This is a genomic window from Hydrogenophaga sp. L99 (assembly GCF_058731905.1).
Window position 1 is genome coordinate 1,870,081 of record NZ_CM178972.1, and the last position, 15,103, is coordinate 1,885,183.

Consider the following 15,103-nt stretch of genomic DNA (forward strand, 5'->3'; position numbering starts at 1 on the left):
ATGTAAGCCTGAACGATATCCCCTCGTGTTTACCCTGAAACTCTATGCATTATTTTTATGATCCCACACCCACAGCGGCCAACGAGCGGTTGAGCGCCCGTTTCAGCCGCTCAACGATCTGTGCCAGCTCATCGGGCGTGCTGATGAAAGGCGGCGCCAGCAAGATGTGGTCACCGCACCGGCCGTCCACCGTGCCGCCCATGGGGTAGACCATCAAGCCCTCGGCCATGGCCTCGCGCTTGATCCGAACATGGAGTTTGTGGGCCGGGTCGATCCACTGTTTGCTGGCCCGATCAGCCACCAGCTCAACGCCCCAGAACAGACCGCGCCCGCGGATATCGCCCACGTTGGGGTGGTCACCCAAAGCCTGTTGCAGCAGCCCCTGCAGTTGCTGCCCACGCTCGCGCACCTGGGCCAGCAGGCCATCGCGCTGGATCACGCGCTGCACCGCCAGCGCGGCCGCGCACGCCACCGCATGGCCCAGGTAGGTGTGGCCGTGTTGAAACAGGCCGCTGCCTTGGCGAAACGCATCCACCAGACGGCCCTGCGCCAGCACCGCGCCAATGGGCTGGTAGCCGCCGCCCAAGCCCTTGGCAATGGTGAGCAGGTCGGGCACCACGCCCTCTTGCTCGCACGCATGCAACGTGCCGGTGCGGCCCATGCCGCACATCACCTCGTCCAGGATCAACAAAATGCCGTGGCGGTCGCACAGCTCGCGCACGCCTTTGAAGTAGCCCGGCACCGGCGTGAGCACACCGGCCGTGGCGCCGCCCACCGTTTCGGCCACAAAGGCCATCACGTTCTCGCCGCCCAGCTCGTCAATGGCGGCCGACAACTCGGCCACCAGGCGCTGACCGTATTGCTCGCCGGTTTCGTCGTTGCGGCGGTCGCGGTATTCGTAACACGGCGCCACATGGGTCACGTCGATCAGGATCGACTTGAACTGCTCGCGCCGCCAGGCGTTGCCGCCCACGGCCAACGCCCCCAGGGTGTTGCCGTGGTAACTCTGGCGCCGAGCGATGAAATGGCGCCGCTGGGGTTGGCCGATTTCCACAAAGTATTGGCGCGCCATTTTCAGCGCCGCCTCCACCGCTTCAGAGCCGCCGCTGACGAAATAGACGTGACTCATGCCGGCGGGCGCAGTGTCGATCAGCAAGTCCGCCAGCTCTTCGGCCACGGCGGTGGTGAAAAAACTGGTGTGGGCGTAGGAGAGCTGGTCAATCTGGGCGTGCATGGCCGCGATCACGTCGGGATGGCCATGGCCCAGGCACGACACCGCAGCACCACCCGAAGCGTCCAGGTAGACCTTGCCGCTGGCGTCGGTGATGGCAATGCCCTGCCCGCTGACGGCCACGGGCAGGCCGTGGTGCAACTGGCGGTGAAACACATGGGTGGCGTCGGGCTGGACGGCGGCGAGGGGGGTGGGTGCGTTCATGGTTCGGCAAAAAAGTGGAAAAAAGCGGCGAGGTTGATCACGTCAGAGCCGACCGAGCGGGCCGGGCTTGTCCCAATACACGCGGGCTGTCTGCAGCTGTTTTTGGCGCTGGGCCAGCCGCTGCACGACCGCTTCACCGCCCTGCTCGGCCACGGCCTGCATCAGGGTTTCGGCCAGGGCCTGGGCGCCGGTCATGGAATGGAAGAAGGCGGGCGATGCGGCGTCAAACAACAGGCTTTGCGTGGCGGCGCGGGCCAGAGGCGAGAGTGCGCTGTCGGTCAGTGCCAGCACCGGCACACCGCGGGCAGCGGTTTGCTGCACCGCTTCCACCGTGTGCACGGTGTAGGGGGCTTGGCTCACCGCCACCAGCAGGTCGGCGGGTTCCAGCGCGGCCAGTCGGTCAGCCCAGGCGCCACCGGGGTCGGTCGCCAGGGCGGTGCCGGGGCGCAGCCAATCGCAGGTGTAGTGCAGGTGGTAGGCCGTGCCAAAGCTGGCACGCAGCCCCAGAAACAACACGCTGCGCGCCTGCAAGATGCGCTGCGCGGCGGCGGCCAGGCTGGGCGCAGGGTTGTGCACCGCCACCGAAGCCAGGTTACCCGCCTGGGCACGGGCCAGCGCGGGCTGCTCCCGAAAGGGCTCAAGCGCGTCCCCCGCGGTGCTCATGGGTTCGCTGCCCTGTTCGCCCACCGAGCGCGCAAACGCCGCCATGGCGGGGCGGCGCATGGCGTCAAACCCGCCCAGGCCCAGCGCCTGGGCCAGCCGCGTCATGGTGGCGGGCGCCACACCGGCGGCCCGCGCCGACTGCCGCATGGACTGCAAGCCCAGCTCGGCCGGGTGCGCCCGCACCCAGCGGGCCGCCCGCTGCAGTTCGGGGCTCAGGGCATCAAAGTGGCTGTCCAGATGCTGGATGAGTTGGCGGTAGGGCACGCGGTTGAAATCGAAACACTTGAATCAAGTAAATAATATTGATTCACTCGTTTCAAGTCAAGCTTTTTGAAACAGCGCCGCAGCCCCATACCGGCGCAAAAAAGCCCGCCCGATCCGTCACAACCGACAGATCGGGCGGGCTTCAGCGGCCGCAGCCCGCTCAGGCCGGTTGCGGCTCGCGTTTCACACGGAACCAGGCCGCGTACATGGCGGGCAGCGCCAGCAGCGTGAGCACGGTGGCCACGATCAGGCCGCCCATGATGGCCACGGCCATCGGGCCCCAAAACACGCTGCGCGACAGCGGGATCATGGCCAGCACCGCGGCGGCGGCGGTGAGCACGATCGGCCGCATGCGGCGCACGGCGGATTCCACCACCGCGTCCCAGGCCGGCACGCCACGGCTGCGGTCTTGCTCGATCTGGTCGATCAAAATCACCGAATTGCGCTGGATCATGCCCATGAGCGCAATGACGCCGAGCAGCGCCACAAAGCCAAACGGGCGGTTCAGCAACAACAGCGCGCCGGCCACACCGGCCAGGCCCAGTGGGCCGGTGATGAACACCAGCAGCGAACGGCTGAAGCTTTGCAACTGCAGCATGAGCAGCGTGAAGGTGATGAACAACATGATGGGAATGCCCGCCGCAATGGACGACGAGCCCTTGCTGCTTTCTTCCACCGCACCAGCCACCTGCACCCGGTAAGCACCCAGGCCCCGCTGTGCCCAACCGCTTTCAATGGCTTTGAGCGCTGGCAACAGCTCGGCGGTCACGGTCGCACCTTGTTTGCCTTCCACCACATCGCCTTGCACGGTGATGGCGTAGTCGCGGTTTTCGCGCCAGATCACGCCGGGTTCCCAGTCAAACACGGGGCGCGCAATCTGCAACAGTGGAATGCTCTGGCCGCTGGCGGTGGGCAGGTAGGCATTGGCCAGGCTGGAGATGGCGTCGCGCTCGTTCAAGGGTTGGCGCAACACGATGTCGATCAGCTTGTCGCCATCGCGGTATTGGCCCACATTGCTGCCGCTGAGCAAGGTGCGCCCGGCCTGCGCGATGGACTGGCTGCTCACGCCCAGCGCGCGCGCCTTGGCCTGGTCCACTTCCAGGCGCAGCACCTTCACCGACTCGTTCCAGTTGTCGTTCACGCCGCGCATGTTGGGGCTGGCGCGCACGGCGGCTTTCACCTCGTCGGCCAGGCCACGCAGCACGGTGGGGTCGGTGCCGACCACGCGAAACTGCACCGGGTACGGCACCGGCGGGCCGTTGGGCAGCAGCTTCACGCGCCCGCGCACCTCGGGGAATTCGGTGGCCAGCAGCTCGGGCAGGGCCTTGCGCAGGCGCTCACGGGTTTTCAGGTCTTGCGGCAACACGATCATCTGCGACACGTTGGTCTGCGGAAAAATCTGGTCCAGCGGCAAATAGAAACGCGGCACACCCGAACCCACCCAGGTGCTCACGCTCGTCACGCCCGGCTCTGCCGCCAGGCGGGCCTCCACCCGGCGCGTCACTTCGTCGTTGGCGGCCATGCTGCTGCCCTCGGGCAACCACACGTCCACCATGATCTCGGGACGGCTAGAGTCGGGGAAAAACTGTTGCTGCACCTGGCCCATGCCCACGATGCCCAGCACAAAGGTGCCGATCGTCAGACCAATGGTGATCCACCGGTGTTGCACGCACCAGTCCACCGTGGCCCGGAAGCGGTCGTAAAACGGACCGTCAAACACCTCGTCGGCAGCGCCCACGTGGGGCTTCACCTTGAGCAGTTTCACACCCAGGTAGGGCACAAAAAACACCGCCACGATCCAGGACAGGACCAACGCAATCACCGTCACCGCAAAAATGGCGAAGGTGTACTCACCCACGGTGGAATTGGCCATGCCGATGGGCAGAAAGCCCGCTGCGGTGATGAGCGTGCCCGTCAGCATGGGCATGGCCGTGGCCTCCCAGGTGAAGGTGGCGGCGCGCATCATGGTGTAGCCCTCTTCCAGCTTTCGCACCATCATTTCCACCGCAATGATGGCGTCGTCCACCAGCAAGCCCAGCGCAATGATGAGCGAGCCCAGCGAAATTTTGTGCAGCCCAATGCCCCAGTACTGCATGGCCAGAAAGGTAATGGCCAGCACCAGCGGAATGGTGATGAACACCACCAGACCGGGGCGCATGTCCAGCGTATAGCGGCGCAAGCCCCGCCCACCTTCGCGCTTGTGCAGGCCCAGCGCCAGAAAGCTCACCGCCAGCACAATCACCACCGCTTCAATCAGCACCTTGACGAACTCGTTGACCGAGCGCGTCACGGCGGCGGGCTGGTCTTGCACCTGCACCAGCGCCATACCGGCGGGCAAGGCGGCTTCGATCTCGGTCACCGTGGTTTTCAGGGCCTTGCCCAGCGCAATGATGTCGCCCCCCTTGGCCATGGAAATGCCCAGGGCAATGCTGTCTTGGCCGTTGTGGCGCACCATCACCTGTGGCGGATCGGCGTAGCCCAGCCCGATCTGCGCGATGTCGCCCAGGCGCAGCTGCCGGCCATTGGCCGCCCGGATGGGCATGGCGCGCAATTGCTCCACCGAGGTGAAGGCCCCCGCCACCCGCACCTGCACCACGTCTTGCGGTGCCTGCACCGCGCCAGCGGACTCCAACGTGTTTTGCTGCCCCAGCGCAGCCAGTACCTGCGGCAGGTCGAGCCCCAGGGTGGCCAGGCGTTTCATGGAGACTTCGACGTAAAGCTTTTCGGCTTGCACGCCAAACAACTCGACCTTGTTCACGTCTTTCACACGCAGCAGGCGCTGGCGCACATCGTCGGCCACCAGCTTTTTGTCGGCCGGCGAAAAGCCTTCGCCCTGCAAGGCGTAGATCACGCCATACACATCACCAAACTCGTCGTTGTAAAACGGCCCCACCACGCCCGGCGGCAGCGTGCCGCGCATGTCGCCGATTTTTTTGCGCACGGTGTACCAGGTCTGCGGCACGTTGCTGGCGGGCGCGTTGTCCTTCAATTGAAAGATGATGAGCGCTTCGCCGGGCTTGGAATAGCTGCGGATCTTGTCCGCATAAGGCACCTCTTGCAGCGTCTTTTCCACCCGGTCGGCCACCTGTTCGGCCATTTGCTGGGCGGTGGCGCCGGGCCAATAGGCCTGCACCACCATGGCGCGAAAGGTGAACGGCGGGTCTTCGTCCTGGCCGAGCTGAAAGTAGGCGGCCACGCCCAACAGCATCAGCACGATCATCAAATAGCGGGTCAGGGCCTGGTGGTCCAGCGCCCATTGCGAGAGGTTGAAGCGCGACACCCAGGTCGACGGGGCTGCGGTAGCCGGTGGCGTGGTCAGGTTCATTCCGGGCCTCACTGTGTGGCGGCGCCAGCAAAACGCGTCACCTTCTGGCCCGGCTGCAACACGTGCACGCCCGCGGCCACCACCTCTTCGCCCGGCTGCAGGCCGCTGGCAATCACCATCTCATTGCCGTCGGCCCCAGCCACCACCACCGGGCGTGGTTGCACCGTGCTGGTGGCCGCGTCAAACACCCACACCGAGGTGGTGGACGGAGCGCCCGCCTCCGAGCGCATCAGCGCGCTGGTGGGCAGCTTCACCACCGCTGGCGCCGAAGCCCCAGCCCATGCAAACGCCACGTAAGCCGTGGCACCCAGCGGCACCTGCGCGCCTTCGGGCAAAGCCAGCTTGACCTGGTAGGTGCGGGTCACCGGGTCGGCACTGGCCGCCACCTCACGCACGCTGGCCTGCAGCGGTGCAGCGGCCACGGGCACACCCGCGCCCGCCCACAGACGCACCTGCGCGGCCTGCCCGGTGCGCAGCTGTGCCAGCCGGTCTTCGGGAACCGCCACCACCACGTCGCGCGCACCGTCGCGCGCCAAGCGCACCACCGGCGTGCCCGCAGCCACCACCTGGCCCACCTCGGCCTCCACCGCCAGCACCACGCCCGCGGCGTCGGCCACCAAACGGGTGTAGCTGGCCTGGTTGCCCTGCACGGCGCCCTGGGCCTGCGCTTGCTTGAGCGTGGCGTTGGCCGCCTGCAGCGTGGCTTGGCGGCGTTCAATTTCAGCACCGCTCACAAAGCCCTGCGCCTTCAGGTCGGTGAAGCGCTTCAGGTCGGCCGCAGCCAGGTCGCGCTGGGTTTGTGCCGCGCTCACCTGCGCCTGGGCCGCCTGGTTGGCCAGGGCGAAATCTTGCGCGTCCAATTGGGCCAGCAACTGGCCCGCCACCACGCGCTGCCCCACCTCGGCGGGGCGCTGCACCAGCTTGCCACCCACCCGAAAGCCCAGCCGCGATTCGTTGCGGGCGCGCACCTCGCCGGCGTATTCACTCTGAGCACCCATCACCCCGGCGCTCACCGTGAGCAGTTTGACGGAGCGCACCGGCTCCTGCGGCGCTTCGGGGCGCGAGCAGGCCGCCAGAGCCAGTGCGGCGGTCATGATGAGGACAAAATGCAGTGTTTTCATGGCAACGGTGAACAGCGGTGGTGAAATGGAGGCTCGGCCAAGCCCCAAGCGCCGGCGTTTCGAGCCAACAGCTTGGTCATAAGCCGCTTCTTCTGGTCAGTTAAATTAATGACTGACTGGTTAGTAAGCAAAATTGTAGTGCAATCGTCGGCACTGGCGCCTGTCAAACTCTCATGCCCAGCCACCCCACTTGCAGCGCACGCCCCACATGTCCGAACCCTTACAGACCCCGACACCCGGCACGCAGGCAACCCACCACGTGGCCGGGGCCCCTTTATCGGCACAAGTGGCGCATTACGAAAATTTTCCGGTGGCGTCGGTGCTCTGCCCCAAGCATCTGCGCCCGGCCATCATGGCGATCTACCACTTTGCCCGCACGGCCGACGACTTGGCAGACGAAGGTGATGCGACCGCCGAGCAGCGCCTGACTGAGCTGGCCGCCTACCGCGACGCGCTGAATGCCTGCCTGGGTGGGGCGGCAGCGCCAGGGCGCTGGGCCGGCGTGTTTGGCCCACTTGCGCAAGCGGTGGCGCAACACGCCCTGCCTACCGCCCTGCTGCACGACCTGCTCAGTGCCTTTGAACAAGATGTGCGCTACACCGCCAGCGGCCACCGCTACGCCAGCACCGCCGAGCTGCTCGACTATTGCCGCCTGTCTGCCAACCCGGTGGGCCGCCTGCTGCTGCACCTGTATGGCGTGCAAGACGCGGTGTCGCTGCAGCAAAGCGACCAGATCTGCAGCGCCCTGCAACTCATCAATTTCTGGCAAGACATCAGCGTGGATCTGCCCCGGGGCCGGGTCTACCTGCCGACCGACGCTCTGCAACGCCAGGGCCTGCAGGTAGATGACTTTTTTCACCCCACGGCCAACGTACCCCAGAACCACCCCAGCGCCCAGCAGGCCGTGGTGACCGAGCTCTGCGCCCACGCCCGCGGCCTGATGCAGATGGGCGCACCACTGGCACGCCGCGTGCCCGGGCGCGCCGGCTGGGAACTGCGCCTGGTGGTGCAAGGCGGGCTGCGCATACTCGACGCCAGCGCCGCGGCCGAGCACCGCACCTGGCAAACCCGTCCCACGCTGAGCAAAACCGATGTGCCGCGCCTGCTCTGGCGCGCGCTGTGGATGTGACCCAGCTGCGCGCCCTGCCACCCGACGCCCCAAAAAAACCGCCTTCAGGAATGCCCCATGACAACACACCCAACCCGTCCTTTTAGCGCGCTTGTGCTTCGGTCCGCCTTGTGGAGCGCCCTCGCGCTCAGCCTGGCACTGGGCATGAACAGCGCCTGGGCCCAAACCACCACCGCCGCGCCAGTGGCCAGCAGCCCGGCCCGCGCCAGCGTGGGCGTGGCCCGGCTGGACAGCGTGTGGGTGCAGCCCGAGCGCGAGGCCCCAGCCAGCGTGGTGGCGCGCAACGTGTCGCGCTTGTCGGCCGAGACGGCGGGCACCCTGCTGCGCTGGACCGCCGATGTGGGCGCCGCCGTGAAGCGCGGCGAGGTGCTGGCCCAGATTGACCCGCGCGACGCCGAGCTGAGCGTGCAGCGCGCCCAGGCCGCGCTGGACGCGAGCAACGCCCGCCTGAAGCTGGCACAGGCGCAGTTGCAGCGCTCGCGCGAACTGGTGGCGCAGGGTTTTTACTCGCAAGAAGCGCTGGCCCAGCGCGAAACCGAGGTGGCGCTGCTGCAAACCGAAGCCAGCGCCAACCGGGCCCAGCTGGCCACCGCCCAGCGCCAGCTCGGCAAGACCACGCTGCGCGCCCCGTTTGACGCCAGCGTGACCGAGCGCCTGGCGCAAACCGGCGAAGCCGTGGCGCCCGGCAGCGTGTTGTATGTGCTCACCGACAGCGGCCCCGCTGAGCTGGCCACCACCCTGAGCCCGACGGACGTGGCCGGGCTGCGCGCCGCCCGCACCGCGCGCTTTGAAACCCCCAGCGCCAGCCACACCGTGCGCCTGCTGCGCGTGGCCCCCACCGTCACCGCGCCCGCCCGCACCCAGGCCGCACGCCTCGCGTTCACCGCACCCGCCAGCGCGCCCGCCGCCGGCACCAGCGGCACGCTGCGCTGGAAAGAAGCCGCTCCGCACCTGCCGCCGGGCCTCATGGTGCGTCGCCCCAACGGGCTGGGTGTGTTTGTGCAGCAAGGCAGCGGCGCCCAGGCGACGGCGCGCTTCGTGCCCCTGCCCGGCGCACAAGAAGGCCGCGCCAGCGCCGTGGCCTTGCCGGCCGACACACTGCTGATCGTGCGCGGCCAGGCGGCGCTGCAGCACGGCCAGGCCATCGACGCGCAGGCCGCCAGCCAATAAGCCGGAGCACTTATGAAATTCATGCGCGCCCTGCTCACCAACCACCCGCTGGCCAACATCGCTTTTGTGGTGGTGCTGCTGCTCGGTCTGGTGAGCTACAACACCATGCCCCGCGAGCAAGACCCGGAGATCAACTTCAACTGGGTCAGCGTCACCGCCGTGCTGCCCGGCGCCAGCGCCGAAGAGGTGGAACGCCTCATCACCAACCCGCTGGAAGACGGCATCAAGGGCGTGGCCGACGTGCGCTTTGTCATCAGCAATTCGCGCGAAAACGTGGCCAGCCTGTTGGTGCGGTTCCGCGAAATCAACGAGCGCACCTTTGACAAGCGCATGGCCGACCTGCGCCGCGAGATTCAAAACAAAGCCGCCAGCGAGCTGCCCCGCGAAGCGCGCGACCCGTTGATTTTGGAGATCACCACCAGCAACGGCTTCCCCACCGCCGCGCTGATGCTGCTGGGCCAGGCCGACGACGAAACCCTGCGCCTGAACGCGCGGCGCATCAAAGACGACCTGGAGCGCATGGGTGGCGTGGACCAGGTGTTTGCATCGGGCCTGCGCGAGCCCGAAATTTTGATCAGCCCCAACGCCCAGGCCCTGGCCGCGCGCGGGCTGCTGGCGTCTGACGTGGCCGACACGGTGTCGGCCTGGTGGCGCGACACCTCGGGCGGCACCCTGAAAACGCAAAACGGTGCCTGGTCCATCAGCGTCAAGGGCGTGCTCACCGACCCGCAGGCGCTGGAAGGCCTGCCCGTCGCATCCAGCATGCGCCCCGGCGTGTCGGCCCGGCTGGGCGAGGTGGCGCGCATCGAGCGCGCCCGCGCCCCGGCCTCGCAATACGCGGCCTCCAACGGCCAGCCGGCCGTGTCGCTGGCGGTCACAAAAAAGTCGGGCACCAACACCCTGGAACTGGTGGACCGGCTCAACGCCTACCTGGCCAGCCAGAACAGCGTGCTCGCCGCCTCTGGCTTGCAACTGGTGCTGACCGACGACCAGACCGTGCCCACCCGCGACGCCATCAACGTGATGCAAACCAACGCCCTGGTGGGCATGCTCATGGTGCTGGCGGTGTGCTGGGCTTTTCTGGGCTGGCGCATCGGGCTGCTGGTCACGCTGGGCATTCCGTTCTCTTTGCTCGGCACCTTCGCCGTGCTCTCGGCCATGGGCTACACGGTCAACGTGTCGGTGCTGCTGGGCGTGGTGATCGCGCTGGGCATGCTGGTGGACGACGCGGTGGTGGTCGTCGAATCCATTTACTACCGCATGCAGCGCGGACAAGAGTCGCTGGCCGCCAGCCTGGATGCGATTGGCGAGGTGTGGAAACCGGTGCTGGCCTCGGTAGCCACCACCATGGCCGCGTTTTTGCCGCTCATGCTGCTGCCCGGCATCATCGGCAAGTTCATGTTTGTCATTCCGTTTGTGGTCACGCTGGCGCTGGCCATTTCGCTCATCGAAGCGTTCTGGATGATGCCGGTGCACGTGAGCGCCATTGGCGTGCGCTTTGACCGGCCCTCGCGGGTGCAAGCCTGGCGCGAGCGCTTCAACCGGGGCATTCGCCTGCGCTACGGCCAGGCGCTGGGCTATGTGCTGCGCCGGCCCAAGCGCTCGGCGCTGGTGAGCAGCCTGGCGGTGGCGGCGGCGGTGGCGCTGCTGGCCACGGGCGTGATCCGGGTGCAGTTCTTTGCCTTCGACCCGATCCGGGCGTTCTACGTCAACGTGGACATGCCGCAAACCGCGTCGCTGGAAGACACGCTGACCGAAACCCAGCGCGTGGAAGCGGCCGTGCGCGAGCAGCTGCGCGGCGTGGGGCTGGACGGCGAAGCACGCGCTGTCACGTCCACCGCCGGCTTGAAGTTCACCGAGACCGAGCCGGTGTACGGCGATCTGTACGGCCAGGTGTTTGTGTCGCTCAACCCGCGCACCGACGACTCGCGCGACGTGCAGCAGGTGGTGGAAGACATGCGCCAGCGCATTGAAAGCCTGAGCGGCCCGGGCCGCAAGAGCTTCACCGTGCTCTCGGGTGGCCCGCCCGCGGGCAAGGCCATCAGCGTGAAGGTGCGCGGCGACGACTTCGACCAGATACAGGCCGCCGCCGACGCGCTGAAAACCATCGTGGCCGCGGTGCCCGGCGCCAAAGATGTGCAAGACGACAACCTGCCCGGGCGCGCCCAGCTGCAACTGCGGCTGGACCGCGACGCCCTGCGCGACGCTGGCCTGAGCGCCGCCCAGGTGGCGCGCCTGGTGCGCCTGGCGGTGGACGGCGAGGTGGTGGCCTTCACCCGCGACGAGGGCGACAAGATCGAGCTGCGCGTGCGCTCCGACCAGGCGCTGCGCGGCCAGGGCGATCTGCGCGTGGACCCGGCCAGCCTGCTGGACGAACCGATTGCCCTGCCCAACGGCCAGACCACCCGCCTGGGCGCCCTGGTGCAAGCCGAAGCCGCACCCGGGCGCGGCTTCATCCGCCACTACAACCTGCGCCGCACCACCACGGTGGAAGCCAATCTGGACAAAGAAATCACCGACACGAAAGTGGCCAACGACCAGATCAAGGCCGGCTGGGAAGGCATCCGCGCGCAGCACCCTGGCGTGGACCTGGACTTTTCGGGCGAGCTTGAAGATATTGAAGAAAGCCTGGCCGCCATGCAGCAGCTGTTTTTGCTGGGCGTGGGCATCATTTACCTGATCCTGGCAGCGCAGTTCAAGAGCTATTGGCAGCCCATGATGATCCTGGTCACCGTGCCGCTGGCCTTCACCGGTGTGGCCTTTGGTCTGGCCATTTCCAGCAACCCGCTGTCGCTCTACACGCTGTATGGCGTGATTGCGCTCACCGGCATTGCGGTCAACTCGGCCATCGTCCTCATTGACGCGGCCAACGACCGCATGCAGCGCGGCATGAGCACCATCCACGCCATCATCCAGGCATCGCGCCGGCGCGTGGTGCCCATTCTCATCACCACCACCACCACCATCGGCGGCCTGTTTTCGCTGGCCTTTGGCATCGGCGGCCAAAGCCTGCTGTGGGGGCCGGTGGCGGCCAGCATCGTCTGGGGCCTGGCGTTTTCCACCGTGCTCACCCTGTTTGTGGTGCCGCTGCTGTATCTGGCGTTCATGCGGCCGCGCAAGGCCGGCAAAGCATTGCGCGCGGAACCCGTTTGATCGGGCTGATTACACTCAGAGAGCCCATGAATCCACAAGACTACGTCCAGCAAAAAGCCGCGGCCTCGGGCAGCAGCTTTTATTACGCCTTCCTGTTTTTGCCACCCGAGCGGCGCGCGGCCATCACGGCGTTTTACGCCTTCTGCCGCGAGGTGGACGATGTGGTGGACGAAGTGAGCGACCCCGGCGTGGCGCAAACCACGCTGGCTTGGTGGCGCAGCGAAGTCGCCAAAGCCTTTGCCGGCGAGCCCAGCCACCCGGTGATGCAAGCCCTGATGCCGCACACCGTCCCGTTTGGCATCGAAGCGCGTCACCTGCTGGCCGTCATTGACGGTTGTCAGATGGACCTGGACCAGAACCGCTATTTCGACTTTCCCAACCTGCAGCAATATTGCCATCTGGTGGCCGGCGTGGTGGGTGAAGTGGCGGCCCGCATTTTCGGCCAGACCCAGCCCGAGACAACCGCGTTTGCCCACCGCCTGGGCCTGGCGTTTCAGCTCACCAACATCATCCGTGACGTGGGCGAAGACGCCACCCGCGGGCGTGTGTACCTGCCCGTGAACGAGCTGCAACGCTTTGACGTGAAAGCCCACGAACTGCTCAAGCGCGGCAAAGCGCCTGGCACCGACGCCGTCGACTTTCAGCGCCGCTTCACCGCGCTGATGCAGTTTCAGTGTGAGCGCGCCCTGCGCACCTACGAAGAAGCCCTGGCCATGCTGCCCGAAGCCGATCGCCGCAGCCAGAAACCCGGCCTGATGATGGCCAGCATCTACCGCACGCTGCTGCAGGAAATTGCCGCCGACCCCGCGCTGGTGCTGACCCAGCGGGTGAGCCTGACACCGCTGCGCAAGTTCTGGCTGGCCTGGAAGGTGCAGGCGCTGGGCCGGCTGTAGGACGGGCGCCCCCCGGTGGGGCTGGCCCGTCCGTGCGGCGGGGAATCAGCCCGGCTTTTTCACGTAAGCGCTGCACCAGCCGTTACCGGCCACGGCCTTGCCCGGGAAGATGCCGCAAGGACCGGAGGCGTCGCTGGCCTTGCCTGTGTACAGCATGCAGTTGCTGCACTTTTGGGCCGCAGCATGCTTGGGGTACTTTTTGCCGTCGACTTTGGTGGTGTCGGCCAAATAGCCCAGAGAAACCGCCTGCGCGTCTTTCTCATTCACGAGCGGAGCCCCCTGAGCCTGGGCGGTTGCGGCGGCCAGCAGAGCGCTGCCGGCAGCGACTTGCATCATGAACACACGACGGGTGGAACGCATCATTGAAAACCTTTGAAAGTGGTTGCGAAATTGCACAATGAATGATGCGTCCTGGACATTAACGCCTACTTAAGGCCGGCAACGGTCTGTTCGGTTCAGCGGGCGCCCCAGACGCGCGGGGGTGGGGGCTGCGTACACTTGCGCCAAAGCACCTCACTGCCATGAAGAACCCAGCCGACACCCTGTACCCGCTGTACCGAGCGGGGAATTCACGATGAAAGTGGCCATCGTCGGAGCCGGCTGGGCCGGTGTGGCGGCGGCCGTCGAGGCCGCAGCCGCAGGCTGGGACGTGACGCTGTTTGAAGCCACCCGCACACTGGGTGGGCGCGCCCGTGCGCTGCCCGCGCAGCGGCCCGACGGCGTGGCGCTCACGCTGGACAACGGCCAGCACATTTTGATTGGCGCCTACACAGAGACACTGGCGCTGATGCAGCGCGTGGGCATGGCGCCCGCCAGCGCGCTGCTGTGCCTGCCGCTGGCCCTGCCCTACCCCGATGGCACCGGCCTGCAAACACCCCGCTGGGCAGTGCGCTGGCCCGCGCCGCTGGACGCGGTGGCCGCCATTGCCACGGCGCGTGGCTGGCGCTGGCGCGAGCGCTGGGCGCTGGTTCGTGCTTCGCTGGGCTGGCAACGCACCGGGTTTGCCTGCGCGCCGCAGCTCACCGTGGCCCGCCTGTGTGCAGCGCTGCCCCAGCGCGTGATGGACGAGCTGATTGAGCCGCTGTGTGTGTCCGCGCTCAACCTGCCGGCCGCGCAGGCCAGCGCCCAGGTGTTTCTGCGCGTCATGCACGACGCGCTGTTTGGCGCCGGGTTTGGCGGCTGGGCTGCATCCAGCCTGCTGCTGCCGCGCACCGACCTGAGCACCTTGCTGCCCAACGCCGCCGCGCAGTGGCTGCAAGCGCAACATGGCGGCCGCGCCCGGCTGCGCCTGGGCACCCGGGTGCTGGGCCTGCAGCCACAGGCCGGCGGCTGGCAGCTGCAGGGCAGCGGCTGGCAAACGTGTTTTGACCGCGTGGTGTGGGCCACCGCCGCCAGCCCCGCTGCCCAGGCCCTGCGCGGCGCCGCCCACAGCGCGCAAGCCGAAGCACCCGACATGGCCGAGGCCTTGCACCGCTGGGCCAACACCGCCGACGCGCTCGCGTTCACCGCCATCACTACGGTCTATGCCTGGGCGCCCGGTGTGCGCCTGGCGTCCCCCATGCTGGCCTTGCGCGCCGAGCCCAATGCCCAGGCCGCGCCGGCCCAGTTTGTATTTGACCGCGGCCAGCTCAACTCACACGACACCAGCGCCCAGGGGGTGCTGGCGTTTGTCATCAGCGCCAGCGAAGCCGAGCGCGACGAGCTGCAAGCCCGTGTGCTGCAACAAGCGGCGCAACAGCTGGGTGTTTCCAACCTGCAAGCCCTGCAAACCGTGGTGGACAAACGCGCCACATTTGCCTGCACACCCGGCCTGCAGCGCCCGGCCCAGGCCATTGCGCCCGGTTTGTGGGCGGCGGGCGACTATGTGGACGGGCCCTACCCTGCCACGCTCGAAGGCGCGGTGCGCAGCGGCTTGGCCGCCGTGCGACAACTTTGATCGGCATCAACCGC

At 67.2% G+C, this 15,103-nt stretch carries 10 protein-coding genes; 5 read left to right on the forward strand and 5 right to left on the reverse strand.

Annotated elements, in window-relative coordinates; all coding sequences use genetic code 11:
• Positions 1 to 55 precede the first annotated feature (55 nt).
• The 4 genes from AC4QBL_RS08950 to AC4QBL_RS08965 all read right to left on the reverse strand — a co-directional run bounded on the left by AC4QBL_RS08950 (position 56) and on the right by AC4QBL_RS08965 (position 6,808).
• A complete protein-coding gene (locus tag AC4QBL_RS08950) occupies positions 56 to 1,435 on the reverse strand; it encodes an aspartate aminotransferase family protein (protein ID WP_472901443.1) in 1,380 nt (459 codons plus the stop codon).
• 42 nt (positions 1,436 to 1,477) lie between these two features.
• Positions 1,478 to 2,362, reverse strand: coding sequence for a MurR/RpiR family transcriptional regulator (locus AC4QBL_RS08955; RefSeq protein ID WP_472907300.1), 885 nt, complete (start codon positions 2,360 to 2,362; stop codon positions 1,478 to 1,480).
• Between the two features lie 160 nt (positions 2,363 to 2,522).
• Positions 2,523 to 5,687: an efflux RND transporter permease subunit gene (locus AC4QBL_RS08960; protein ID WP_472907301.1), complete on the reverse strand. Its 3,165-nt coding sequence runs from the start codon at positions 5,685 to 5,687 to the stop codon at positions 2,523 to 2,525.
• Between the two features lie 8 nt (positions 5,688 to 5,695).
• Positions 5,696 to 6,808 (reverse strand): efflux RND transporter periplasmic adaptor subunit, encoded by a 1,113-nt coding sequence (locus AC4QBL_RS08965; RefSeq protein WP_472907302.1) that lies wholly within the window; start codon positions 6,806 to 6,808, stop codon positions 5,696 to 5,698.
• A 208-nt stretch (positions 6,809 to 7,016) separates the two neighbouring features.
• Between AC4QBL_RS08965 and hpnC the strand changes: the two genes are divergently transcribed.
• From hpnC to hpnD, 4 genes are read left to right on the forward strand one after another with little or no spacing between them, the layout of a single operon-like run.
• Positions 7,017 to 7,937, forward strand: a complete 921-nt coding sequence (gene hpnC / locus AC4QBL_RS08970; RefSeq protein WP_472907303.1) for a squalene synthase HpnC — start codon at positions 7,017 to 7,019, stop codon at positions 7,935 to 7,937.
• A 57-nt stretch (positions 7,938 to 7,994) separates the two neighbouring features.
• Positions 7,995 to 9,107, forward strand: coding sequence for an efflux RND transporter periplasmic adaptor subunit (locus AC4QBL_RS08975; RefSeq protein ID WP_472907304.1), 1,113 nt, complete (start codon positions 7,995 to 7,997; stop codon positions 9,105 to 9,107).
• A gap of 12 nt (positions 9,108 to 9,119) precedes the next feature.
• A complete protein-coding gene (locus AC4QBL_RS08980) occupies positions 9,120 to 12,260 on the forward strand; it encodes an efflux RND transporter permease subunit (RefSeq protein ID WP_472907305.1) in 3,141 nt (1,046 codons plus the stop codon).
• 26 nt (positions 12,261 to 12,286) lie between these two features.
• Positions 12,287 to 13,153: a presqualene diphosphate synthase HpnD gene (gene hpnD, locus AC4QBL_RS08985; RefSeq protein WP_472907306.1), complete on the forward strand. Its 867-nt coding sequence runs from the start codon at positions 12,287 to 12,289 to the stop codon at positions 13,151 to 13,153.
• A 45-nt stretch (positions 13,154 to 13,198) separates the two neighbouring features.
• Here hpnD and AC4QBL_RS08990 read toward each other — a convergent pair whose 3' ends face one another.
• Positions 13,199 to 13,516, reverse strand: a complete 318-nt coding sequence (locus AC4QBL_RS08990) for a high-potential iron-sulfur protein (RefSeq protein ID WP_472907307.1) — start codon at positions 13,514 to 13,516, stop codon at positions 13,199 to 13,201.
• Between the two features lie 211 nt (positions 13,517 to 13,727).
• Between AC4QBL_RS08990 and hpnE the strand changes: the two genes are divergently transcribed.
• Positions 13,728 to 15,089, forward strand: a complete 1,362-nt coding sequence (hpnE, locus tag AC4QBL_RS08995) for a hydroxysqualene dehydroxylase HpnE (protein ID WP_472907308.1) — start codon at positions 13,728 to 13,730, stop codon at positions 15,087 to 15,089.
• The last annotated feature ends 14 nt before the right edge of the window (positions 15,090 to 15,103 follow it).

Coding starts and splice junctions, on each gene's coding strand:
- AC4QBL_RS08950 (WP_472901443.1), bottom strand. CDS start 1,435: ATGAACGCACCCACCCCCCTCGCCGCCGTCCAGCCCGACGCCACCCAT.
- AC4QBL_RS08960 (WP_472907301.1), bottom strand. CDS start 5,687: ATGAACCTGACCACGCCACCGGCTACCGCAGCCCCGTCGACCTGGGTG.
- AC4QBL_RS08965 (WP_472907302.1), bottom strand. CDS start 6,808: ATGAAAACACTGCATTTTGTCCTCATCATGACCGCCGCACTGGCTCTG.
- hpnC (WP_472907303.1), top strand. CDS start 7,017: ATGTCCGAACCCTTACAGACCCCGACACCCGGCACGCAGGCAACCCAC.
- AC4QBL_RS08975 (WP_472907304.1), top strand. CDS start 7,995: ATGACAACACACCCAACCCGTCCTTTTAGCGCGCTTGTGCTTCGGTCC.
- AC4QBL_RS08980 (WP_472907305.1), top strand. CDS start 9,120: ATGAAATTCATGCGCGCCCTGCTCACCAACCACCCGCTGGCCAACATC.
- hpnD (WP_472907306.1), top strand. CDS start 12,287: ATGAATCCACAAGACTACGTCCAGCAAAAAGCCGCGGCCTCGGGCAGC.
- AC4QBL_RS08990 (WP_472907307.1), bottom strand. CDS start 13,516: ATGATGCGTTCCACCCGTCGTGTGTTCATGATGCAAGTCGCTGCCGGC.
- hpnE (WP_472907308.1), top strand. CDS start 13,728: ATGAAAGTGGCCATCGTCGGAGCCGGCTGGGCCGGTGTGGCGGCGGCC.